This window comes from Actinoplanes couchii (assembly GCF_016862075.1).
In the GTDB taxonomy this organism is placed as follows: domain Bacteria; phylum Actinomycetota; class Actinomycetes; order Mycobacteriales; family Micromonosporaceae; genus Actinoplanes; species Actinoplanes couchii.
The window spans coordinates 154,807-176,709 of sequence record NZ_BOMG01000094.1 but is presented as its reverse complement, the minus strand read 5'-3'; the positions used below and the strand labels follow the sequence as shown (position 1 = coordinate 176,709).

Below are 21,903 nucleotides of genomic sequence, written 5' to 3'. Positions count from 1 at the left end.
CGCCGCCAACCCGATCTTCAACGTCACCATCGGCTGACCCGCGCCATCGAGCCGCCACCCCACTTCCCCGTGGGTGGCGGCTCGTCGCGTTGGATACCCGTCAACCGCGATCGTCCGGCACGGGTTGGAGGACCGGGTTGATCCTCGTGAGCAGGTCGATCAACGTGGTGACCGCTGCCCGGCGTGCTTCGTCGTTCACCTGTGCACCCTATGGTCCGGCGGATGCTCCGAGGAACCTGGCGGTGCCGGTGAAGACGACGTTGGTGTCCGTGCCGGTCCAGGTCACCGTGGTGCTGTCGACGACGGGGTGACGGTTTTTGATCAGGGCTACCAGGTCCGCGACGGACGCGCCGATGCCACCCCGCTGGGTCTCGGTCTCGACGATCGCGGCCCGGGCACGTCCGATGGCCGGGCTTTCCGCGAAGGTGGCCGGGCTCCCGGCGAAGGTGGCCCGGTTTCCGGCGAAGGCGGTCGAGCTACCGGCGAAAGCGGCCGCCCCTCCCCCGAGCGGCGCGAAGGCGGCCAGCCCGGCGGCAACACCGAAGGACATCACCACGGCGGCGGTACGCCCGGACAACAGCGCGAACATGTCATCTCCTCGGAAGGTGCCGACAGCAACCGCATTGATCATGCGATCCCGGCAGCCCACCACCCACGGCGCCACCGCCCGGATACTCCCAAGGAGTGACATTCACCGCCGGTAGACGGGCTGCCATCGGGCCGGCAGCGCGGTTCCGGCGGCGTTCACCTGTTCGACGGACACCTGCCGGAGCCCGCCCACGGCGAACGCGTCGATCTCGTCGCGGGTCAGCGGCCACGGCGGCCCGGACCCGTCGCTGTCGATCCGGGTGGTGGCGGCCGCCAGCACGATCAACGTGCCACCCGGAGCGACGAACCCGCTGATGGCCGGAACGGCCGCGGCACGGATCGCCGACGGCAGCGCCTGCACGTTGTTGCTCTCCAGCACCAGGTCGAACCCGTGCCGCCAGGCCACCGGCGGATCGAGCAGATCAGCCACGACGTAGGTGACCGGGCTGTCGGGGTGCCGTTCCCGGGCGAGGTCGATAGCGGTGGCCGAGATGTCGAACGCGGTGGTGGCATACCCGCGGGAGGCCACGTACTCGGCGTCCCGGCCGGGCCCGCACCCCACGATCAGCGCCCGCAGGCCCGCGCCGTCCGGAAGCCCGAGGGCGCGCAGGCGGGCGCTGGGCTCGGCCACGTCCCACGGGACCACGGCCTGCCCGGCGCGTGATGCGGCGTACAACGTCTCGAACCACCCGGTGGGGTCGCCGGCCGCAAGAGAAGCGGCGGCATGGCGACGGGCATCCTCCGAAGAAGAGGACGGGGAGTCAGGGGCGGGGGACGACACGCCGCAACTCCCGCAGGGCCTGACGGCGCACGTCACCTTTGAGGGTGTCGACGTAGAGCCGCCCGCTGAGGTGGTCGACCTCGTGCTGCAGGGCGCGGGCCAGGAACCCGGTCCCCTTGATGACGAGGGGCTCGCCGTGCTGGTCGAAGCCGGTGGCCGTGACCGATTCCGACCGGGTGGTGTCGTAGCCGAGGCCGGGCAGCGACAGGCAGCCCTCCTCGTCGGTCTGCTCACCGTCGAAGTCGCTGAGCACCGGGTTGATCAGGTGCCCGATGACGCCGCCGACGTTGTAGGAGAACACCCGCAGGCTGACGCCGATCTGTGGGGCGGCGACACCGGCCCGGCCCGGTTCACGGACGGTGTCCTCCAGGTCGCGGACGAGCTCGCGCAGGTCGGCGTCGAACGAGGTGATCTCGTCGGCGGGGGTACGCAGAACGGGGTCACCGTAGAGCCGGATGGGCCTGACTGTCATGCCGCACAGGCTATCCGGTGCTTACGGTGGGTCAGGCGAACAGGGTGGGGCGTTCCCCGCTGAGCATGTGCCGGAGTTTGATCAGGGAGCGCCGGGTCTGGCTCTTGACCACGGTGATCGGCACGTCCAGTTCCTGGGCGACCTGTTCCACGCTGTGGTCGGCGTAGTAGCGCAGCATCACGATCGCCCGGTCCCGGACGGGCAGGCGGGACAACGCGTCCTGCAGGGTGATGCGCAGTTCGGGGCTCATCGAGTACTCCGGCTCGCGCAGATCACCGGGCACGGTCTCGGTGGAGCTGCGGCGCCGCCGGTGGTCCAGATAGACCCGGAGCAGGACCTTCTGCGCGTACGCCGGCAGATTGTCGCTGTCGGCCGCCCGGTCCCAGCTGAGGAACAGTTTGGCCAGGGTGGCCTGGGTGAGGTCCTGGGCGAGGTGCCAGTCCCGGCAGAGCTGGAAGGCGCTGCTGTGCAGGCGAGCGGTGGAAGCGCTGGCGAAACGGGTGAAATCCACCCGCATGCGAATCCCTGACCGCTCAGTCACCACGGTCTTGTGTTCGAGTATGTCCAGCATGTCCGGATGTCGCCTCTCTATACCCCCACCGCGACACCCGGGAGGGTGCCATTGTGGAGCATCTCGCTGCCGCGCGTCGGTCAAAGTACGCGCTCAGCCCCCGTCCGTGGGGGCGGATGCCGACAGTGGCACGCATTCGGTAGAGACGGCTCGGAGCGGGCTATCAGGAGGCTGTGCGGCCGGTCCTCAGCGCGGCGGGGTGTCCGGTCCCCCGCCGGGCAGGAGATCACGCAATCCGGTCATGGTCAGCAGCCGGGCGACGAACGGTTGGACACCGGTGACACGTACCCGCGTGCCGCGGACCCGGGCGGCCTCGCGGACGGCCAGCAGCGCCCGGATGCCGGCGGCGTCCAGCAGCGGCACGTGGCGCAGATAGCGGTGCCCCCGGGGGACACCGCCGAACCCTCGGGTCCGCGGCCGTACGACGCGAAGGTCTCCGGAGTCGTTTGACCGGCCTCCGGGCGGGCATCCGCTCGTCATGACCGACAGAGTTCTCCTTCGATCCGTTCTGCTCGGCGCCTCGGCCGGTGCCCGTAGTGCGACCCCGCTGGCCCGGCTGGCGCTGCGCAAGCGTGGCTGGGTGCGGGTGGCGGCGGGCGCCGCGGCGCTCGGTGAGATCGCCTTCGACAAGTCCCGCAAGGCGCCGAGCCGGCTGGCTCCGGGGCCGCTGGCCGGGCGGGTCGTGCTCGGGGCGGTGGCCGGCGCGATGTTCGCCCGCCGCCGGGGCACGGGCATGGCCGGCCCGGCGATCGTGGCGGGTCTGGCCACGGCCGGGGCGAGTGTCGCCGGGGCACGCTGGCGGTCCTGGACCGAACAGCACGGGTGGGCGATCCCGGGCGCGGTGGCCGAGGACGCGGCGGCTCTCACCCTGGCGTGGGCGTCGACGCGCGACTAGAAGGACGCGCGACCAGAAGTATGAACCAGCACGACCGGGGCATGCGAAAGGCATGACGACATCTACCGGGAATCCTTTCGCCGTGGTCACCGGCGCCTCCAGCGGCATCGGCTACGAACTGGCCCGGCAACTCGCCGAACGCGGCCACGACCTGCTGATCGTCGCCGAGGACGAGGGCATCGAGGAGGCCGCCGCCGGTCTGCGCCGGGACGGCGTGAACCGGGTGACCGCGGTCCGGGCCGACCTCGCCGCCTACGACGGGGTGGAGAACGTCTGGGCGGCGGTCCGGGCCACCGGCCGTGACGTCGACGTGCTGGCGCTCAACGCCGGCCGCGGGATCGGCGGGGCGTTCGTCGGCGGCACCGATCTGGCCGAGGAGCTGGACGTGATCGCGGTGAACGTGACGTCCACCGTGCACCTGGCCAAGCGGGCCCTGCCCGGCATGGTGGACCGGGGCGCCGGCCGGGTGCTGGTCACCTCGTCGATCGCGTCGATGATGCCGGGCACGTTCCAGGCGGTCTACAACGCGTCGAAGTCGTTCACCCAGTCGTTCGCCGAGGCGTTGCGGGCCGAGGTGGCCGACAGCGGCGTCACGGTGACCGCGCTGATGCCCGGCCCGACCGACACGAACTTCTTCCACCGTGCCGAGATGGACGACACCCGGGTCGGCGCGAGTGACAAGGACGATCCGGCCCAGGTCGCCGAGCAGGGTCTGCGTGCGTTGTTCGCGGGCAGGGAGAAGGTCCTGGCCGGGTCGGTCGGCACCCGGGCGCAGGCGGTGGCGAGCAAGGTCGCCCCGGACCGGGTCAAGGCCGCGCTGCACCGCCGGATGGCCGAGCCCGGTTCCGGCGACTCCTGATCGAATCTGAAGGGTGGTGCGGCGGCCGGGCGACGACCCGGCCGCCGCTCTTTTCGCCGTGCTCTGCGGCCATTACGGAACCGGCATTCGCGGATACGTAGAGTGCCGCCCCGCACCTGGCACCATCACCGATCGGATTATTTTTGTCATCCGTTCGGTCAACGTTTCGCACCGGCAGTCCGTTGTCGTCCACAAATGCCGCTCGAAGCTCGTCGGGGTCACCGGGATCACCCCGGCGTCATCGAAATGCCCGTAACGCGTGGTGACGGGCTTGGCAAGCGGCCGGGGCGCCCGGCGGAGCACCGAACGGAGGTCGCGGAGAGTGGTCGATGGCCGTCTCGGCGTGGAGCATGGGAGGCGAGGACCCACCTGCCGGCGCCGTCACCGCCTTGAACCGCTGTCGTTCGATGTGAGGTAAGTTGCGTCACGCAGAATGTGAACCTTCACACAGCCCCCGACCGGAGTCGAAGATGTGTCAACACCTGAAGCCATGCCCCTCCGCCGACGCCACCGACCGTGAGGCCGCACGCATCATCGCGACCTTCCGGGAGCAGGGCTGGAGCCTGCTCTGCAACGGCGTCATCGTCTTCGAGGACACCGGTGAGCTGCTGCCGGACGGCACGATGATCGAACCGCACCGGGGCCCCGCGGTGCACGCACTGGCGGCCTGAAACAAGCACGCAGCGTAACCGACGAGGCCCCTGGAAAGCCGCGCAGGCCGCGATCAGAGACGACCGCGACCTGCGTCACGGACTCAGTCCTCGAAGGCCTCCGGCGACGGGCAGGAACACACCAGATTCCGGTCGCCGTACGCCCCGTCGATGCGCCGCACCGGCGGCCAGTACTTGTCCGTACGGTCCACGCCCTCCGGGAAACCGGCCACGGAGCGTGAATACGCGTGATTCCATTCATCCGCCGTGACAGCGGCCGCCGTGTGCGGAGCGTTGGCGAGCGGATTGTCTCCGGCCGGCCACTCTCCCGCCGCCACCTTGTCGATCTCGCCCTTGATGGCGATCATCGCGGCGATGAAGCGGTCCAGCTCGGCCAGGTCCTCACTCTCGGTCGGCTCCACCATCAGGGTGCCGGCGACCGGGAACGACATGGTCGGCGCGTGGAAGCCGTAGTCGATGAGCCGCTTGGCGACGTCGTCGACCGTCACGCCGGTGGCCTTGGTGATCGGCCGCAGGTCCAGGATGCACTCGTGCGCGACCAGGCCGCCCTCACCCGCGTACAGCACCGGGTAGTGCTCCCGCAGCCGGGCCGCGACGTAGTTGGCCGCCAGCACCGCCGACGCGGTGGCCGCCCGCAGACCGTCCGGGCCCATCATCCGGATGTACGCCCACGAGATCGGCAGGATGCCCGCCGACCCGTGTGCCGCCGCCGACACCGCGTGGTGATCGCCCTGCTCCAGGGGGTTGCCGGGCAGGAAGTCGGCGAGGTGCGCGCCGACCGCGACCGGGCCCACGCCGGGACCGCCGCCGCCGTGCGGGATGCAGAACGTCTTGTGCAGGTTCAGGTGCGACACGTCGGCGCCGAACTTCCCGGGCCGGGCGTAACCGACGAGCGCGTTCAGGTTCGCGCCGTCCACGTACACCTGGCCGCCTGCCTCGTGCACCTTCGCGCACAGGTCGGCGATCGACGTCTCGTACACGCCGTGGGTCGACGGGTAGGTCACCATGATCGCGGACAGGGCGTCCCGGTGCTTCTCGATCTTGGCGTCCAGGTCGGCCAGGTCGACGTTGCCGTCGGCGTCGCAGGCGACCACGACGACCCGCATGCCGGCCATCACCGCGCTGGCGGCGTTGGTGCCGTGCGCCGACGACGGGATCAGGCACACGTCCCGGTGCGCCTCGCCGCGGGAGCGGTGGTAGCCGCGGATCGCGAGCAGACCGGCCAGCTCACCCTGGGAACCGGCGTTCGGCTGGACACTGACCGCGTCGTAGCCGGTGATCTCGGCCAGCCACGCCTCCAACTGCGCGACCAGGTGCTCGTAGCCCTCGGTCTGCGACGACGGCGCGAACGGGTGGATGTTCGCGAACTCCGGCCAGGTGACGGCTTCCATCTCGGTGGTGGCGTTCAGCTTCATCGTGCACGAGCCGAGCGGGATCATGCCCCGGTCCAGGGCATAGTCCCGGTCGGACAGCTTGCGCAGGTAGCGCAGCATGCTCGTCTCGGAGTGGTGGGTGTTGAACACCGGGTGCGTCAGGTACTCGGTGGTGCGGCCCAGCGGCTTGGCACCACACTCGGCGGCGGTGGCGAGCGGCACGCCGAACGCGGCGAGGACGGCGGCCACGTGCGCGTCGGTGGTGGTCTCGTCGGTGGAGACCGAAACGTGGTCGGCGTCGACGAGCAGCAGGTCGATGCCGGACTCGGCGGCCGACGCGACGATCGACGCGGCCCGGCCGGGGACGACGGCGGTCACCGTGTCGAAGAAGGCGTTCGACACGACGTCGATGCCGGCGGCGGTGAACGACCCGGCCAGGGTCAGAGCGTGGTGGTGGACGCGCTTGGCGATGCCGCGCAGCCCCTGCGGGCCGTGGTAGACCGCGTACATGCTGGCCATCACCGCGAGGAGCACCTGCGCGGTACAGATGTTGGAGGTGGCCTTCTCGCGGCGGATGTGCTGCTCGCGGGTCTGCAGGGCGAGACGGTAGGCGCGGTCGCCGTCGGCGTCCTTGGAGACGCCCACCAGGCGGCCGGGCAGCGACCGCTCCAGGCCGGCACGCACCGCCAGGTAACCCGCGTGCGGGCCACCGAAGCCCAGCGGCACGCCGAACCGCTGGGTGGTGCCCGCGGCGATGTCCACGCCGATCTCGCCGGGCGCGCGCAGCAGCGTCAGCGCGAGCAGGTCGGCGGCGGCGGTGACCAGGGCACCCTTGGCGTGGGCGGCCGCCACCAGGGCCGAGTGGTCCCGGACGGTGCCCGAAGCGCCCGGGTACTGCAGGTGCAGGCCGAAGTAGTCTTCCGGCAGCTCGTCGGAATCCAGGTCGACGAGCACGACCGAGATCCCGAGCGGCTCCGCCCGGGTACGCAGCACCGACAGCGTCTGCGGGAACGTGTCCGCGTCCACCGCGTACACGCTGCTCCTGCTCTTGGACGCGCGCCGCGCGAGGGTCATCGCCTCGGCGACCGCGGTGGCCTCGTCGAGCATGCTGGCGTTGGCGGTGGTCAGCCCGGTCAGGTCGGTGACCATGGTCTGGAAGTTGAGCAGCGCTTCCAGGCGGCCCTGGCTGATCTCCGGCTGGTACGGGGTGTACGCCGTGTACCAGGCCGGGTTCTCCAGGACGTTGCGCTTGATCACGGCCGGGGTGACGGTGTTGTAGTAGCCGAGGCCGATCATCGGGGTGGCCAGGACGTTGCGGCCGGCGATGGCCCGCAGCTCGGCGATCGCCTGCTCCTCGGACGCCCCGGCGGGCAGGTCCAGGACCCCGTCGAAACGGATCGTCGAGGGGATCGCGGCGTCCATGAGCTGCTCGACCGACCCGTACCCGATGGCCTTGAGCATCTGATCCTGCTCGTGGTTGTCCGGGCCGATGTGGCGGGAGACGAACGGGGATGTCATGGGCGACTCCAAGCGTGAGAAGGTCCGAGGAACTGACCTCCCCCTCTGTCATACCCCGAACGCGGGCATTTCAGAGTGCCGCCCACCGCGGTCCTTTTGCCTGAGAGGTTCCGGGGAGGATTTGCCCCTTCGGCGCCCTGTCGACAGGGTCTCTCCCGCATGGGTGTTGCTGGCATCACCAACCTACCAGCGCACCTGACCATGATCGGGAGTCCTAGGGTGTGCCTGTGACGTACTTCCCTGCCGCCGACCGCTACGCCGAAATGATCTACCGGCGTGCTGGTCGCAGCGGTCTCAAGCTTCCCGCCATCAGCCTGGGCCTCTGGCACAACTTCGGTGACGGCCGCCCCGGCGACCGCCAGGCCGACATCGTCCGCCGCGCCTTCGACCTCGGGGTCACCCACTTCGACCTGGCCAACAACTACGGGCCGCCGCCCGGCAGCGCCGAGACCAACTTCGGCCGCATCCTCAAGGCCGACTTCCAGCACCACCGGGACGAACTGATCATCTCGACCAAGGCCGGTTACCACATGTGGGACGGCCCCTACGGTGACTGGGGATCCCGCAAGTACCTGGTGTCGTCGCTGGATCAGTCCCTGAAGCGGATGGACCTGGACTACGTCGACGTCTTCTACCACCACCGGCCCGACCCGGAGACGCCCCTCGAGGAGACGATGACCGCGCTCGACGCGATCGTCCGCTCCGGCAAGGCCCTCTACGTCGGCATCAGCAACTACAAGAGCGAGCAGGCCGCGAAGGCCGCCGAGATCCTGACCGAACTCGGCACGCCGCTGCTGATCCACCAGCCGTCCTACTCGATCCTCAACCGCTGGATCGAGCACGACAACCTCCTGGACACCCTGGAGACGGCCGGCGCCGGCTGCATCGCCTTCAGCCCGCTGCAGCAGGGCCTGCTCACCGACCGCTACCTCGGTGGCATCCCGGACGACTCGCGGATGCGCACCAGCGTCTTCCTCGGCGAGGACGACCTGGACGGCGAGAAGCTGGGCCGGCTGCACAAGCTCAACGACATCGCCAAGCGGCGCGGTCAGAGCCTGGCCCAGCTCGCCCTGGTGTGGGCGCTGCGCGACGAGCGGATGACCAGCCTGATCATCGGCGCGTCGAGTGTCCAGCAGCTGGAGAACAACATCGCCGCGCTCGGCAACCTGAGCCTCGACCAGAGCGAGATCGACGAAATCGACGCGACGGTGCTGGACGCGTAGCCGTACCCTCCGCTTCATGATCGACCTTGTCGAACGGCACACCGCCCTGGCGGTCGTCGTCGGATCCCGCGCCTACGGACTCCACGGGCCCGATTCCGACCACGACCGCCGAGGCGTGTTCGTGGCGCCGACCCGCGCGTTCTGGTCGCTCGACAAACCGCCGACCCACCTGGACGGGCCCCTCGACGAGCAGTTCTCGTGGGAGATCGAACGGTTCTGCACGCTCGCCTTGCAGGGGAATCCGACCGTGCTGGAAGTGCTGTGGTCGCCCCTGGTCTCGTTGTGCAACGATGACGGCCGGCTCCTTCTCGCGGTCAGAGGGGCGTTCCTCTCGACGCGGGTGGCGCAGACGTACGGCTCGTACGCACGGGATCAGCTCGCCAAGGTGGCGTCGCGGCGCGACCGAACCGGCGAGATCAACTTCAAGCAGGCCATGCACATGATCCGCCTGCTGATGGCCGGTGCACACGTGCTGCGCACCGGCGAGGTCCTGGTCGACGTGTCACACCTTCGCGACGACCTTCTTGCGGTACGCCGGGGCCAGGTCGCGTGGCCCGCCGTCGCGGCCTGGGCGGGCCGTCTGCAGGACGAACTCGCCGAAGCGGCAGCCGTGACCGAACTGCCCGAGCATCCTGATCGAGCCGCCGTGGACCGGCTGCTGGTAGCCGTACGCGAAAGGAACCTGCAGCAGTGGCCACCGAAGTACCGCAGTGGGCCGCCGACGCCGCCACCGCCCTGCCCTATCCCCTGCTCTTCGCCACCGTGAGCGGCGCCCACCTGTACGGTTTCGCCTCCACCGACTCCGACCTGGACCTGCGCGCCGCGCACGTGCTGCCGCCGGACGAGGTCGTCGGCCTGCGCACCGGCCCGGACACCCTGGAACGCTCCGGCATCCGCGACGGTGTCGAACTGGACATCGTCAGCCACGACCTGCTGAAATTCGCCAAGCTGCTGAACAGCCGCAACGGCTACGTGCTGGAGCAGCTGCTGTCGCCGCTGGTGGTGCACAGCACCGAGGTGCACCGTGAGCTGACGTCGCTGGCGCCCGCGCTGATCACCAGCAACCACGCCCACCACTACCTGGGGTTCTCCCGCACCCAGGAACGGCTCTACCACGGCACCGGGCAGCTCAAGCCGGCCCTGTACACGCTGCGGGTGCTGCTGACCGGCATCCACCTGATGCGCACCGGCGAACTGGAGTGCGACCTGCGGGTCCTCGGCGAGCGCCTCGCCTACGTCCCGGAGCTGATCGCCGCGAAACGCGAGGCCGAACACGGTCCGCTCCCGGCACAGGCGGCGGCGTGGCTGGCCGCCGACGTCCCCGCGCTGCGTGCCGAGCTGGAGGACGCCAGGGACGAGACCAAGCTTCCGGCGTACGCCGACCCGGCCGCCGTCTCCGCCCTGCACGACCTGGTCGTCCGCACCCGCCTCGCCTAGCGGCCTCTTCAGAGTTCGACCATCCAGTTCTGGCCGACCAGATCATGGCCGAAGCTGTGGTGCGGCTCCTGGTCGGTCAGGGTGAACCCGAAGCTCTCGTAGATCCGCCGGGCGGCCACCAGCACGTCGTTGGTCCAGAGCGTGACCCGCTGGTAGCCGGCATTCCGGGCGAACGTCAGGCACTCCTGGACCAGCCGGGTGCCGAGTTGGCGCCCTCGCCCGTCGGGCGTCACGACCAGGATCCGCAGCCGCGCCACGGTGGGGTCGTCGGTGGCCACCAGGAACACGCAGCCGACCCGGCGACCGTCCAGCTCGGCGATCCAGCCGGTCTCCCGCGCCGGGTCGTGCCGCGCCCCGAAGCCCGCCACGATCCCGGCGACGAGAACCTCGTAATCGGTGTTCCACCCGAACTGCCGGTGGTAGACCTCGGCGTTCGCCATGACCACCCACCCGAGGTCACCGGCCCGGTCGGCACGTCGGATCACCATGAACACACCCTCTCAGCGGGAGCCGTCCACCGTACGCTGACCCTGGCCGTCCTGCGGGGCGCCCTGCTGGACCTGCTGGCCACCGGCGACGAGCCCCGCCTCACCGAGGCCGTGACCCACCATCTGTCCCTGCTCCGCGCTCACGGTTCAGCTTCGTAATGGGCGTAGGCCGTCGGGGGTGGCCAGGTGCAGGTAGGCGCTCAGCTCCGGGTGGTCGAACCACGGGCGCGGGTCGATGCCGGTCGCGATCGGGAACGGCTGGGCCGCTGTCCGGTCGTGGAGGGTGGTGAACGGCCAGTCGGCGCCGAACAGGCGGCGGACCCGGGCCATCGTGGTGACGTCGCCCGGCGGGACACCGTCGATCCAGACGTCGGCCGGCCCCGGCAGGTTCCAGCGCCGCAGCGCCGGGTGCCGCGGACAGCCGGGCAGGTGGGTGCCGTCGCGGGACTGGGCCTGCCACCACGCGCCGTCGGACTCGAAGACGAAACCGTCGGCGTCCACCGGCGGGGCCGTGCCGCGGAGCTGGACCGGGAGGCGTACGCCATGGTCGTCGAGGTAGTGGGGTAGATCCTCCGGCCACAGGAACTCGCCGTCGGTGAGGACCGCCGAACCGTTCCGACGGCCGCACAGAATGCAGGACCAGGGGGTGCCCCGCCACATCAGCGGTGTCCCGGACCGCAGGTAGGCGGCGGTCTCCCGGTCGGGCTCGCCGGGGTGGACGAAGGCGCAGACGTCCGGGCCCGGATCGGACCACCAGCCGAGGGTCCGCAGCGTTCGTGTCACGGTGGCCAATCTACGGGCGTCCTGAAAGGATCATGTGCATGGACTACCGGAATGTCGGGGCCAGTGGGCTTCGGGTCAGTGAGCTGTGCCTCGGGACGATGACGTTCGGCAAGGAAGCCGACGAGAGTGCCGCGCACGCGATCCTGGACCGGTTCGTGGCGGCCGGCGGAGACTTCGTCGACACCGCCGACGTCTACGCGGGCGGGGTGTCCGAGGAGATCGTCGGGCGGTGGCTGGCCCGGCAGCGCCGGGATTCGCTGGTCGTGGCGACCAAGGGGTTCTGGGCCACCGGCGACGGCCGTAACGACCACGGCGCGGGACGCAAGCACCTGATCGCGGCCGTGCACGACAGCCTGCGACGGCTCGGCACCGACTACCTCGACCTCTACCAGCTGCACTGTTTCGACGAGACGACACCCGTCGAGGAGACGCTGTCCACGCTCGACCAGCTGGTTCGTACCGGCAAGGTCAGGCACCTGGGGGTGTCCAACTATGCGGCGTGGCAGTTGCAGAAGTCGGTGGACGTGGCCCGCTTCCGGGGCTGGGAACCGTTCGTGGCATCGCAGCCGCTCTACAACCTGATCGACCGGGAGATCGAGCACGAACACGTGCCGGTGTGCCGCAACGAAGGTGTCGGGATCATCCCGTGGTCGCCGATGCGCGGCGGCTGGCTGACCGGAAAGTATCAGCGCGGCATGACCGCGGCCCCGGCCGGCGCCCGCTGGGACGGCGACCAACAGCCGTGGCTCGGCAACTGGGAGAACGCGGTCGACGAACGGGTGTGGCGGGTCACCGACACGCTGATCGAGGTCGCCGGGCAGATCGGGCGTACGCCGGCGCAGGTCGCGTTGCGATGGGTGGCACAGCGGCCGGGGGTGACCGCGCCGATCGTCGGCGCCCGCAGCGTCGCCCAACTGGACGACACCCTCGGGGCGATCGGCTGGACCCTGGACGACGAGCACCTGGACCGGTTGACCACCGCCGGTGAGCAGCCGTTGCCATACCCGCACGCCTACCTGGCCCGGTCCCCGCGACGCCGCTCATGAAGACGATCACCACCCGGGACTGGGACGCCGGCGCCGGAGCCGAGCGCCGGCACGAGGACGTGCAGTTCTCGGCACTGGACCTGTGCGAGACCGACCTGGAGGGTGTCGAGTTCTCCGGCTGCGTCTTCCGCGACACCCGGTTCAACTGCTCGGTCCAGACCGACGTCGCCTACCTGAACTGCCGTTTCGTCAACTGCAACTTCTTCGACGCCACACTGACCAACTGCAAGACCATCGGCAGTACGTTCGACGCCTGCACCTTCGACCTCACCACCGTCGACGGCGGCGACTGGTCGTTCATCGCCCTGCCCCGCGCCGACCTGGGCACCGCCACGTTCACCGGCGTCCGCATGCGCGAGGCGGACCTGACCGGCGCCCGCTGCCGCAACGGCACGATGCGCGGCCTGGACCTGTCCGCGGCCCAGCTGACCGGGGCCGACTTCACCGGCTGCGACCTGCGCGGCACCGACCTGCAGGCCTTCGACCCGCGCACGGTCGAACTCCGCGACGCCGTGATCACCGCCGACCAGGCCGTGACGTTGGCGATCTCCCTCGGCCTGCAGATCCGCGACGCCTGACCCGTGCCCAGAACGACACCCCCACGCCCGGCCGACATCGCCGCCCTCTTCCCCTCACTACGCGACCACACGGCGACGACGACCCGCCTGCATCCGCGCCCCGGCACACCGGCCCGCACCGACAGTTCGATCGGTGGGCCGCTGCTGTGGCCGGCCGATGAGCCGTGGCCGCACTGCGACGCCGCCGACGAACACTGGTTCGAACCGGCGGACGGCGATCCGACCGACGAGCCGATCCCGATGGTCCCGGTCGCCCAGCTGTACCGCCGGGACGTGCCGGACCTGCCCGGCCACGACCTGATGCAGCTGCTGTGGTGCCCGCTCAACCACACCGACCACGACTTCAATCCGCTGCCGCGTGTCTTCTGGCGCAGTGCCGCCGACGTCACCGAGGTCCTGGCAGATCCGCCGAAGCCGCCGGTGACCACCGGGTACTACCTGCCCGAGCCCTGCGTCCTCCATCCGGAACAGGTCGTCGAACACCGGCACCGGGACCTGCTGCCCGCCGGCCTGCGCGCGCAGATCGCCGATTGGGAAGCAGTCAGTACCGTCTCCTACTTCTTCGACCTGTCGCTCGCACCCGGCTGGAAGGTCGGCGGCTTCCCGGATCTGGCCGACCACGACCCGAACTGGGTGCGGTGCGCCTCATGCCACACCGAGATGAGTTTCCTGCTGGTCGCGGCCACCGGCGAGTGGGCCACCGAAGGCCAGAGCTGGCGCCCACCGGAGGACCCGCCGGACAGCCGCTACGACCCCACCGGCATCACCATCGGCCGAGGCTGGAGCCTGAACATCTTCCACTGCCCCACCTCCCCCACCCACCCGGTGACGGCACTGGCCTCGATGTGAGGGCCGTCAGTCGCGAGGGGCCACCCGGGGCATGATGGTTCGTTCGCCGGAGGTGGCCATGGCGTGCAGGGCTCCTCCGGCGAGGGGGACCAGGCGGGCCAGCGCGGGCTGGTTGTTGCGGCGGGCCAGTTCGGGGCCCAGGCGGTTCATCAGCAGGGTCAGGGCCGGTAGTGGGCGTACGTAAAGGGTGATCTCTTCGATCTCGCCCTGGTCGGACAGGCGGAGGCGCTGGGCCTCGAAGATGCGGGTGGCGCCGATCCTGGCCTCGTAGAACAGCGCCACCACCGGGCCCTCGCCGGCCTGGTCGGTGTAGGTCAGGTCGTCGATCTCGGACAGGGCCACCTCCAGCAGGTTGTGCACCTGGTCGCGGCCGCGGAAGACGAACTGTTCGGTGATCGGGGAGATCAGGGTGACGTCGGGGGTGAGGGCGGTGACCGCCAGATCCGCGTTGCGGGTCTCGCCGGCGGTCCGCCACGTTTCGATCGCGTTCACCCCCGCCAACCTACCCGCGGGCCTCAAGCAGGCGCTTCAAGCCGGCCAGGTCGGCGGAGACCGCGCGCACGTCGCGTTCGAAATCGTCGTCGGTGGTGCCGTCGGCGCGGCGGACCACGAACACCACCTCGCACGCGTCGCCGTCGGCGATCACCCGGACCGGGTTGTAGAAGGTCTGCCCGGACTCCAGGCGCACCCAGTGGTCGAGGATGCCGAAGTCGTTGTGCGGCGCGAACCGGACGGTGATCCGGCCCAGCGTCGAATCCATCGTCCACTCGCCGTCGATCAGCTCGATCGTGCTGCCCAGGCCGGGCGCCCACGCGGGCAGGTTCAACGGGTCGGCGACGTAGTCGTAGACGTCCTTCACCGAACGCTCGATCCGGGCCGCCAGATGCCGGTGTGGTGTGGTCGCGGTCTCCATACCGGAAAACTACCCACCGGCCGGGCCGCGGTCTTGCAGGAAACGGCCATCGGGAGAATGTCGTCGTGACACGACAGACGGAACCCGCCGACGGGGTACGCATCGAGGCGTCCGAGCCCGGGCGCTACCTGACCGAGGCCGCCGCCATCTGGGCCGAGGCGACCGCCACCCGCGACGGCGACCCCGAGATCGCGCCACTCGACGAGGCCCGGCCGGTGATCGAGCGGGTGCTCGGCGGCTCGGCCCGGTCCCTGCTGATCGTGGCGATCAAGGACGATCAGGTCGTCGGATTCGCCGCGCTGGCGCCGCTGGCCACCGACGCGGCGACCGCCGAGGTCCACTACGTGGGGGTGCGCCCGGACCACTGGAGCGCCGGGATCGGCCGCCGGCTGATGACGGCGCTGCCGGGCCTCGCCCGGGGATTCACCCGCGGTGAGCTGGAGGTCTATCTGGACAACCCGCGCGCGGTCGCCCTCTACGAGTCGCTGGGCTGGCAGCCGCTCGGCGAATCGCGTCCGCACCCGCGCAGCGGCCGCCGGGAACAGCGCTACCAGCGGGACTTCGCATGACGTTCCGGGACTTCCTAGGGCCGGTCCCCACCGGGGCCGCCCTCGACGTGGAGACCCTGGAACGGGTCGACTGCGGCCGCTACACCCGGGAGAAGGTCCGGTACGCGGTCGGGCCGGACGAGCGGATCACCGCGTACGTCTGCGTCCCGCACGACCTGGCCGGCCCGGCCCCGGCGGTGTTCTGCCACCACCAGCACGCCTCCCGCTTCGACCTGGGCAAGAGCGAGGTCGTCGGGCTGGCCGGGAACCCCGATCAGGCGTACGCCCACGAACTCGCCGAACGTGGCTTCGTCACGATCGCCCCGGACGCGATCGGGTTCGAGGAACGCAACTGGAGCCCCGGCGGCGACGGCAACGTCAGCTGGTTCGAACTGTCCACCCGCCTGGTCCGCGGCGAGACCCTGCTCGCGACGTGCCTGCGGGACGTGTCGGCGGGCGTGGACCTGCTGGTGTCCCGGCCGGAGGTGGACGCCGGGCGGATCGGGTTCATCGGGCACTCGTACGGCGGGCGGATGGCACTGTGGGCTCCCGCGTTCGACCCCCGGTTCACCGCCTCGGTGTCGCACGCCGGCTGCATCCCGTTCCGGCACTCGTACTCACGGGACACCGGGATGCAGGCCGAGTTCGTGCTGCCCGGTTTCGCCACCGGGCACGACCTGGAAGACGTCATCGCCGGGTACGGCACGACGGCGCTGCTGATCTCCGCCTGCACCGGGGACAAGTGGAGCCGCGGCGCCGAAGAGGTCTTCCAGGCCGCCCGAGAGCTGCTCGGAGGCCGGGCCGAACTCGCGCTTTACGAAGACGGGCACGTGTTCACGCCGCCGATGCGCGAGCGGGCCTACGAGTTCCTAGACCAGCGCCTCCACGGACGGCACCACGTCGGCGGGTGACGGCATCGCGGCGATCTCGGCCGCCAGATCACCGGCGGCGGCCGCGATCGTGGCATCGGTCAGCAGCCGGGTCAGCACGTCCGCGGTGATCGACTTCGCGGGCACCGACAGGCCGGCGCCCGACGCGGCCAGCACCGTGGCGTTGTGGGTGCGGTCGCCGGGGCCCGGCGTCACCAGCTGCGGCACCCCGGCGGCCAGCCCGCCCAGCACACTGCCGGCTCCGGCGTGGTGCACGAACCCCGCCGCGAACGGCAGCGCCTCGGCGATCGGGATGCGCCCGACCGGACGTACGTTAGCCGGAAGTTTGCCCTTGATCTTGCCTCTGACCAGCACGAACTCGGCATCCACCGACGACGCGGCGGCGACCACCGCGGCCGACGGATCACCGGGCGCGGGACCGGACAGGGTGCTGCGGCTGACCAGCACACGGGGACGGTCGCCGGGGGCGCTCAGCCAGCCGGGCAGCTCGCCGCCGCCGGACGACGGCACCGGGCGCATGGTCACCGCACCGGCGATCGCGTCCGGCCGCAGACTCGGCGGCATGACCGAAATCGTCAACGCCGGAGCGGGTGCCGCAAGGCCCGCGAACGACCGGCTGGCGGTCACCGACCGGAACAACTGATCGGCCGGCCACAGCGTGTTCTCCTGCAGCACCGACGGGATCGACAGCCGCCCGGCCACCACCGCGCCGGCCTCGCTCAGCGGCTCGTAGACGATCACGTCCGGCCGCTCCCGCCGCGCCAGGGCCGTCAGCGGTTCGAGCAGCGCCCGGTTGGCCCGGCCGAAGATCTCCCCGACCAGGGCGGTTCCAGCCGTTCCCCGCATCTCGGCAACAGAAAGACGCAGATTTCGTACGGTCGTGGCCAGCGCCGCCCGCTGCAGATCGAACCCGGCGCCGACGTCCGCGGTCCGCAACCCGAGCGTGCCGGGCGGGAACTCACCGGCGGCCAGCAGCACGTCGTGCCCGGCATCCCGGCAGGCGGCGGCGAACGGGATCAACGGCAGTAGATGCCCCTGCAACGGGACCGAGACGAACATGAGACGCATCAGAGTTGCCGCTCCAGATCCTCGAGACCGCTTCTGATCAGATTGCCGTAGTCGTCGTCACCGAGCGCGCCCATCCGGGACCGGGCCTGTTCGAGGTACTCCCGGGCCCGCGCGGGATCACCGAGCCTACGGTGGCAGTCGGCCAGGTTGAGGTACAGCGACGGGTAGAGCGCGGCCACCGTGAACGGCACCCCCGCCTCGGCGAGCCGCGCATCGGTGAGCGAACCGATCGCGGCGAGGGCCCGCTCGTCCCAGACCAGCTCCTCGTGCACGTCGTCCTGCACGTCGGCCATCGAGTGGGCCAGCACGCACACGTGCAGTGGATCGTCGGTGCCGGCCCGGATCCGCTCGAAAAGATCCCGTCGTTGCGGGCCCGGCAGAGCCATGCCCTCGTTGATACGAACCAGCACCGGATCGACGAACATCCACCCATACTAGAAACCCGGCCGGTCATCCGCCGGGCCGGAAGGGCCGCCGCAGGGCCAGGACCAGCCGCTCACGCCAGCTGTCGAGGTCACCGGTGATGTACGGACAGGCGCGGCGCAGGTCGTCCCAGTCGACCGTCCACTCCCGGGCGGTCTCCGGACCGAACCGGTCGGCGGCGGGCCCGATGCTCCAGCGCAGCAGTGCGCGGACCACGGCCGGGTCGACGGTGGTGTGCTCGGCGAGCAGCACCGCGTCGTACAGATCCTTGGCCTTGGGCTTCTCCTCGGATCCCAGCCAGCGCAGTTTGGCGGCGAGAGCCAGGGCCGGCGGCACGGCGAGCATCCGCACACCCGGCACGACCTCCAGCGGCTCCGGAGGCATCAGCATCTCCTCACCGAGAACCACGTCGACCATCACCGGCGGATCGTCGGCGCCCGACCGGTAGCCCAGCCGCAGCCCCGGAGCGTCGTGGTACTCCCAGAGATGCCGGTCCTCCACCAGCCCCGGATCGCCGGCGAGCCCGATCAGGCCGGCCCGCAGCTCCGTCATGCCGGCGTTCCAGAGCTCGGGCAGGTACGGCACCGCGATCAGGTCGATGTCGGCCGGCACCCGGGTAGCCTCGCCGAGCTGGGCCCGCAGGGCGACACTGCCGCACAGCACGAGCCGATCCGCCCACGGCGACGCGGCGATCCGCCCCAGTAGTGCGTGGACGGCGTCCAGCGGAGCTGTCCGCCGGGACAGGTCGCGTTTGTCATACCGCCCGAGACTCCACGGCCACGGATCCGGCCTGCCGGAAGGCTCCGGGGCGGGTCCGGCCGGGGCGACCCGGGCGACCGGGCCCGTGATCCAGCCGCCGTCCCATTCCGGGGCGGTGTCGCAGACGACGTACTGCATCTCGACTTCGAGAATCTCGTGGCCTTCGGCAGTGAGCGCTTCGACCAGCCGGGCCAGCTCCTCCCGGGCCTCCGCAAGGCCGGCCCGGTAGCAGCGCTGGGTCACGAACATCTCGTTGCTGTCCGGCCGGCGAGCGTTGCGGGAGAGGCCCGCACCGAACGGTCCGATCAGCGCGGCGAGCCGCGACGTCCCCGCGTCCGGCAGCCGCAGTTTGACGTGGTGCTCGAAGTATCGCCCGCCCGGAGCCGCGTCGGTCACCGGTACACCGCTGTTGTCCGGATGTGCCTCGATCTTGAGCCGCACCGGCCGGAGTCCGCAGTCCCGCAGCCTGGTCCGTTCGTCGTGGGCGGCTTCGACGATGTCGTCGAGCGAACCCCACGCCCGATAGGACAGCATCGGCTGCCTCGGATGATCGCCGCCGGCCAGGACGATGTCGCTGAACTTCAGCCCGTCCGCGAAGCCGTCGCCGAGGACGGTCAGGTGGATCTCGAACTCCCCGTGCACAGCCCTCAAGGTAGGCCCGTCGAGGGCCTGGAACACACCGTCTGGACCATCCTAGGAATCTAGGTGTTTGTTTTCTGTACGGTGTGTCGGTTTACGCTGTCGGCATGTCTGTGAGTACCGCCCCGGTCACACACCTCGCCCGGCCGCAGCGGCCGGTGGTTGTGGCGGGGACGCTCGGCGAACTGTGCGGGCCCGTCGCCGGCATCGTCGAGCTGCCGTTGCGCCTCTGGTGGCAGCCGCAACGGGCCTTCGACCTGGGCCAGCACACCATGCTGTTGTGGATGTACGAGAACGTGCTCCGTGAGGCCATCCGCATCGACGAGCTGCGGTCCTACGTCAACGGCGCCGTCCTGATCCGGCTGTGGCCGGAGCTGAACCTGCCCAGGGGTGTCCGCGCCGCCTGGGAGGCACGTCACCCCCGGCTGCGGGCGCGGGCCGCCGCCGCGTGACCGTCGACGACTTCTACCGCGACATCGCCCGGATCGCTCTCAAGGTCGCCGACAAGCACGGCTTCGTGCTCGGCGGCGGCGTCGCCTGGCTGGTCAACGGCCTGGTCGCCCGCCCCACCGAGGACCTCGACCTGTTCACCGACACGGCCGGCGCGGTGGCAGCCGCGGCGGGCGAGGTGACGTCCGCCCTGACGGCCGCCGGTTACCGGGTGGTGGCCGAGGAGGCCGACGAACTCTTCGAGGGCATGAACGCGGACATCCAGGAGTTCCTGGTCGCCGGCGAACACCGCGCCCTGCGCCTGACGCTGTGCCGTCTGGACCGCAACCGCGCCCCGGTGGTGATGGACGTCGGCCCGGTCATGCACCTGGACGACCTGGTCGCCACGAAGGTCGCCGCCCTGGTCAACCGCCGCGAGGTCCGCGATTACATCGACGTGGCCGCCGCACTGGCCCGTTACCCCCTCTCCCGCGTGCTGGAACTCGCGCACGCCGCCGACCCCGCCCTCGACCCCGAGGACATCGCCGACGCCGGCCGCTATCTGGACCGCCTGGACGACGCGCGCTTCGCGCTCTACGGACTGGACCGCGACGCCATCTCCGCCCTCCGCTCCCGGTTGTCCGACTGGCCTAGAACCTAACGCGCGGGTACGACAAAAAAGCCGACAGACGCAGTGCATGGCAGCTCGCGAGAGTCACGCGAGCCGGGCGGCCCGGCACGGCCGCCCCGCGACCGCCGGGCCGGAGGCGTGACCTCACCGGCGGGTCACAGGCGGGAGGCTGGTCCCGCGTACCGGCAAATGGCTCTGGGTGTCGGTGTCTTAAAGTGCCACCGTGCCCATCGCCTATCTGCTCGTCGGGCTGACCGGCTCCGGCAAGACCACCTACGCCACCCGCGTCCTGGAGCCCGCCGGGGTGGTCCGGCTCTCGGTCGACGAGCGCGTGTTCGCCCGGCACGGCCGCTACGGCGTCGACTACCCGGAACACACGTACTTCGAGCGCGAGGCCCCGGTGGTGGCCGAGGTCCGCGCCGAGACGGTGGCGCTGTTGTCGGCCGGGCGTGACGTGGTGGTCGACTACGGCCTGTGGCGGCGTTCGGAACGCGACGACTGGCGTGCCCTGGCGGAGCAGGCGGGCGCCGAGGTCAGGCTGCTGTACTTCCCGGTCGGCCGCGACGAACTGCTGCGCCGGCTCACCGCCCGTAACCGCGAGACCCACGCGAACGCGCTGCCGGTGACCGCCGAGGCCCTCGACGCCTTCCACGCCCGTTTCGACGTCCCGGTCGGCGAGGGTGAGCAGGTGGTCGCGGCGGGCTCGGAGTGGGTGCGGGATCGGGCCGCCGAGTTCACCGCGCTGCGCGGACGGCGGATCGTCGCGTGGACCGGCCTGGAGGAGGCGCTGACCGAGGACGGGTTCCGGTTCGAGGATCCCGCCGTGCCGTGTCTGCAGCTGGCGGTGCTGATCGCGGCCTTCGGCGACGGGACCACGATCGAGGTCCGCACCTACCAGGACGAGGATCTGTCCGGTCTGCTGCTGTCCGCGGACACCGGGAACCCGTACCGCTCGAACCCGGGCATCCGCGAGCGCCCGCTGCCGGAACTGCCCACCGGCGTGCTGAGCGACGTCGGCACGGTCCTCGACCAGGGGCAGCTGGCCGAAGTGCTTCTCGACGTCGGCGGGCAGCCGCTGCTGCTGGTCGCCGGGGAGGTCGATCTCGACGGGCCGCGTTTCGTCCGGCTGGGCGCGTGTGTGCTGGCGTTCACCGACCCCGCCACGGCCACCACTCTGGAATGGAGTTCGCCACGATGACCGGGACGATGCTGTTCGTCATCGGCCCACCGGCCGTCGGCAAGATGACCGTGGGGGCGGAGATCGCCGCGCGGACCGGGCTGCGGCTGTTCCACAACCACATGGCCATCGAGCCGGTGCTCCGTTTCTTCCCCGGTGGCAGCGCGCCGTTCGGCCACTTCGTTCCCGGCCCCGACTACCTGCGCCTGGACAACACCCACCTGTCCCCCGCCGAGGCAGCCACCGCAGCCGTCACCCATTTCGGGCTGGAGCACCGCACCGGAGATCACTGAG

29 protein-coding genes and 1 riboswitch are annotated in these 21,903 nt (G+C 70.7%); of the genes, 15 read left to right on the top strand and 14 right to left on the bottom strand.

What is annotated here, in order from left to right; genetic code table 11:
* Positions 1–208: 208 nt before the first annotated feature.
* The 5 genes from Aco03nite_RS37760 to Aco03nite_RS53505 form a co-directional block, all read right to left on the bottom strand.
* The gene (locus Aco03nite_RS37760; protein ID WP_203805029.1) at positions 209–589 is read right to left on the bottom strand and encodes a hypothetical protein; all 381 of its coding nucleotides are present in this window, start codon (positions 587–589) and stop codon (positions 209–211) included.
* Positions 590–691: 102 nt separating this feature from the next.
* Positions 692–1,369, bottom strand: coding sequence for a class I SAM-dependent methyltransferase (locus Aco03nite_RS37755; RefSeq protein WP_203805027.1), 678 nt, complete (start codon positions 1,367–1,369; stop codon positions 692–694).
* On the bottom strand, positions 1,350–1,841 hold the full coding sequence (def, locus tag Aco03nite_RS37750; RefSeq protein ID WP_203805025.1) for a peptide deformylase: 492 nt from the start codon (positions 1,839–1,841) through the stop codon (positions 1,350–1,352). The genes Aco03nite_RS37755 and def overlap by 20 nt, the downstream gene beginning before the upstream one ends.
* Before the next feature lie 31 nt (positions 1,842–1,872).
* Positions 1,873–2,358 (bottom strand): sigma-70 family RNA polymerase sigma factor, encoded by a 486-nt coding sequence (locus Aco03nite_RS37745; protein ID WP_203805023.1) that lies wholly within the window; start codon positions 2,356–2,358, stop codon positions 1,873–1,875.
* A 240-nt stretch (positions 2,359–2,598) separates the two neighbouring features.
* Positions 2,599–2,775, bottom strand: a complete 177-nt coding sequence (locus Aco03nite_RS53505) for an STAS domain-containing protein (protein ID WP_239145763.1) — start codon at positions 2,773–2,775, stop codon at positions 2,599–2,601.
* A gap of 115 nt (positions 2,776–2,890) precedes the next feature.
* Between Aco03nite_RS53505 and Aco03nite_RS53500 the strand changes: the two genes are divergently transcribed.
* From Aco03nite_RS53500 to Aco03nite_RS37725, 3 genes are all read left to right on the top strand, one after another.
* Positions 2,891–3,307: a hypothetical protein gene (locus tag Aco03nite_RS53500; RefSeq protein WP_239145762.1), complete on the top strand. Its 417-nt coding sequence runs from the start codon at positions 2,891–2,893 to the stop codon at positions 3,305–3,307.
* 52 nt (positions 3,308–3,359) lie between these two features.
* Complete coding sequence (locus Aco03nite_RS37730; RefSeq protein WP_203805018.1) at positions 3,360–4,166, top strand: SDR family NAD(P)-dependent oxidoreductase; 807 nt, start codon at positions 3,360–3,362, stop codon at positions 4,164–4,166.
* A gap of 470 nt (positions 4,167–4,636) precedes the next feature.
* Positions 4,637–4,837 carry a DUF5999 family protein gene (locus Aco03nite_RS37725; RefSeq protein WP_203805016.1) on the top strand — a complete coding sequence of 67 codons (201 nt, stop codon included), beginning with the start codon at positions 4,637–4,639 and terminating at the stop codon, positions 4,835–4,837.
* A gap of 83 nt (positions 4,838–4,920) precedes the next feature.
* On the opposite strand, the gene gcvP is transcribed toward Aco03nite_RS37725, so the two are convergent.
* Positions 4,921–7,728, bottom strand: coding sequence for an aminomethyl-transferring glycine dehydrogenase (gene gcvP, locus Aco03nite_RS37720; RefSeq protein WP_203805013.1), 2,808 nt, complete (start codon positions 7,726–7,728; stop codon positions 4,921–4,923).
* Positions 7,729–7,806: 78 nt separating this feature from the next.
* Positions 7,807–7,896, bottom strand: a riboswitch (glycine riboswitch).
* Between the two features lie 59 nt (positions 7,897–7,955).
* On the opposite strand from gcvP, the gene mgrA reads away from it, so the two are divergent.
* From mgrA to Aco03nite_RS37705, 3 genes are read left to right on the top strand one after another with little or no spacing between them, the layout of a single operon-like run.
* Positions 7,956–8,951: an L-glyceraldehyde 3-phosphate reductase gene (gene mgrA, locus Aco03nite_RS37715; protein ID WP_203805010.1), complete on the top strand. Its 996-nt coding sequence runs from the start codon at positions 7,956–7,958 to the stop codon at positions 8,949–8,951.
* A 16-nt stretch (positions 8,952–8,967) separates the two neighbouring features.
* Positions 8,968–9,717 (top strand): nucleotidyltransferase domain-containing protein, encoded by a 750-nt coding sequence (locus Aco03nite_RS37710; protein WP_203805007.1) that lies wholly within the window; start codon positions 8,968–8,970, stop codon positions 9,715–9,717.
* Positions 9,642–10,388: a nucleotidyltransferase domain-containing protein gene (locus Aco03nite_RS37705; RefSeq protein ID WP_203805004.1), complete on the top strand. Its 747-nt coding sequence runs from the start codon at positions 9,642–9,644 to the stop codon at positions 10,386–10,388. Before Aco03nite_RS37710 ends, Aco03nite_RS37705 begins: the two co-directional genes overlap by 76 nt.
* Before the next feature lie 8 nt (positions 10,389–10,396).
* On the opposite strand, the gene Aco03nite_RS37700 is transcribed toward Aco03nite_RS37705, so the two are convergent.
* Genes Aco03nite_RS37700 through Aco03nite_RS37695 form a run of 3 tightly spaced genes read right to left on the bottom strand, consistent with a single transcriptional unit; the run spans position 10,397 to position 11,659 of the window.
* Positions 10,397–10,876, bottom strand: coding sequence for a GNAT family N-acetyltransferase (locus Aco03nite_RS37700; RefSeq protein WP_203805001.1), 480 nt, complete (start codon positions 10,874–10,876; stop codon positions 10,397–10,399).
* Between the two features lie 12 nt (positions 10,877–10,888).
* Positions 10,889–11,020 (bottom strand): hypothetical protein, encoded by a 132-nt coding sequence (locus Aco03nite_RS54315; RefSeq protein ID WP_275415940.1) that lies wholly within the window; start codon positions 11,018–11,020, stop codon positions 10,889–10,891.
* A 3-nt stretch (positions 11,021–11,023) separates the two neighbouring features.
* Complete coding sequence (locus Aco03nite_RS37695; protein WP_203804999.1) at positions 11,024–11,659, bottom strand: hypothetical protein; 636 nt, start codon at positions 11,657–11,659, stop codon at positions 11,024–11,026.
* 38 nt (positions 11,660–11,697) lie between these two features.
* On the opposite strand from Aco03nite_RS37695, the gene Aco03nite_RS37690 reads away from it, so the two are divergent.
* The 3 genes from Aco03nite_RS37690 to Aco03nite_RS37680 are packed head-to-tail and all read left to right on the top strand — an operon-like array spanning position 11,698 to position 14,132.
* A complete protein-coding gene (locus Aco03nite_RS37690) occupies positions 11,698–12,705 on the top strand; it encodes an aldo/keto reductase (protein WP_203804997.1) in 1,008 nt (335 codons plus the stop codon).
* Positions 12,702–13,283: a pentapeptide repeat-containing protein gene (locus tag Aco03nite_RS37685; RefSeq protein ID WP_203804995.1), complete on the top strand. Its 582-nt coding sequence runs from the start codon at positions 12,702–12,704 to the stop codon at positions 13,281–13,283. Before Aco03nite_RS37690 ends, Aco03nite_RS37685 begins: the two co-directional genes overlap by 4 nt.
* Positions 13,284–13,286: 3 nt before the next feature.
* The gene (locus tag Aco03nite_RS37680; RefSeq protein ID WP_203804993.1) at positions 13,287–14,132 is read left to right on the top strand and encodes a hypothetical protein; all 846 of its coding nucleotides are present in this window, start codon (positions 13,287–13,289) and stop codon (positions 14,130–14,132) included.
* 6 nt (positions 14,133–14,138) lie between these two features.
* On the opposite strand, the gene Aco03nite_RS37675 is transcribed toward Aco03nite_RS37680, so the two are convergent.
* Positions 14,139–14,624, bottom strand: coding sequence for a nuclear transport factor 2-like protein (locus tag Aco03nite_RS37675; protein WP_203804990.1), 486 nt, complete (start codon positions 14,622–14,624; stop codon positions 14,139–14,141).
* Between the two features lie 10 nt (positions 14,625–14,634).
* Complete coding sequence (locus Aco03nite_RS37670; RefSeq protein WP_203804987.1) at positions 14,635–15,045, bottom strand: SRPBCC family protein; 411 nt, start codon at positions 15,043–15,045, stop codon at positions 14,635–14,637.
* Between the two features lie 65 nt (positions 15,046–15,110).
* Here Aco03nite_RS37670 and Aco03nite_RS37665 point away from each other — a divergent pair, with 65 nt between their 5' ends.
* Positions 15,111–15,614: a GNAT family N-acetyltransferase gene (locus Aco03nite_RS37665; RefSeq protein ID WP_203804983.1), complete on the top strand. Its 504-nt coding sequence runs from the start codon at positions 15,111–15,113 to the stop codon at positions 15,612–15,614.
* Positions 15,611–16,504, top strand: a complete 894-nt coding sequence (locus Aco03nite_RS37660; protein ID WP_203804980.1) for an alpha/beta hydrolase family protein — start codon at positions 15,611–15,613, stop codon at positions 16,502–16,504. The genes Aco03nite_RS37665 and Aco03nite_RS37660 overlap by 4 nt, the downstream gene beginning before the upstream one ends.
* On the opposite strand, the gene Aco03nite_RS37655 is transcribed toward Aco03nite_RS37660, so the two are convergent.
* From Aco03nite_RS37655 to Aco03nite_RS37645, 3 genes are read right to left on the bottom strand one after another with little or no spacing between them, the layout of a single operon-like run.
* Positions 16,463–17,542 (bottom strand): glycosyltransferase, encoded by a 1,080-nt coding sequence (locus Aco03nite_RS37655; RefSeq protein ID WP_239145761.1) that lies wholly within the window; start codon positions 17,540–17,542, stop codon positions 16,463–16,465. The genes Aco03nite_RS37660 and Aco03nite_RS37655 overlap by 42 nt on opposite strands.
* 8 nt (positions 17,543–17,550) lie before the next feature.
* On the bottom strand, positions 17,551–17,976 hold the full coding sequence (locus Aco03nite_RS37650; RefSeq protein ID WP_203804975.1) for a tetratricopeptide repeat protein: 426 nt from the start codon (positions 17,974–17,976) through the stop codon (positions 17,551–17,553).
* A 25-nt stretch (positions 17,977–18,001) separates the two neighbouring features.
* Positions 18,002–19,375, bottom strand: a complete 1,374-nt coding sequence (locus tag Aco03nite_RS37645; protein WP_203804973.1) for a nucleotidyl transferase AbiEii/AbiGii toxin family protein — start codon at positions 19,373–19,375, stop codon at positions 18,002–18,004.
* 104 nt (positions 19,376–19,479) lie between these two features.
* Between Aco03nite_RS37645 and Aco03nite_RS37640 the strand changes: the two genes are divergently transcribed.
* From Aco03nite_RS37640 to Aco03nite_RS37625, 4 genes are all read left to right on the top strand, one after another.
* On the top strand, positions 19,480–19,824 hold the full coding sequence (locus Aco03nite_RS37640) for a hypothetical protein (protein ID WP_203804970.1): 345 nt from the start codon (positions 19,480–19,482) through the stop codon (positions 19,822–19,824).
* Positions 19,821–20,462, top strand: coding sequence for a nucleotidyl transferase AbiEii/AbiGii toxin family protein (locus tag Aco03nite_RS37635; RefSeq protein ID WP_203804968.1), 642 nt, complete (start codon positions 19,821–19,823; stop codon positions 20,460–20,462). Before Aco03nite_RS37640 ends, Aco03nite_RS37635 begins: the two co-directional genes overlap by 4 nt.
* A gap of 193 nt (positions 20,463–20,655) precedes the next feature.
* The gene (locus Aco03nite_RS37630; RefSeq protein ID WP_203804965.1) at positions 20,656–21,630 is read left to right on the top strand and encodes a P-loop nucleotide/nucleoside kinase family protein; all 975 of its coding nucleotides are present in this window, start codon (positions 20,656–20,658) and stop codon (positions 21,628–21,630) included.
* Positions 21,627–21,902 (top strand): DEAD/DEAH box helicase family protein, encoded by a 276-nt coding sequence (locus Aco03nite_RS37625; RefSeq protein WP_203804962.1) that lies wholly within the window; start codon positions 21,627–21,629, stop codon positions 21,900–21,902. The genes Aco03nite_RS37630 and Aco03nite_RS37625 overlap by 4 nt, the downstream gene beginning before the upstream one ends.
* Position 21,903 lies beyond the last annotated feature (1 nt).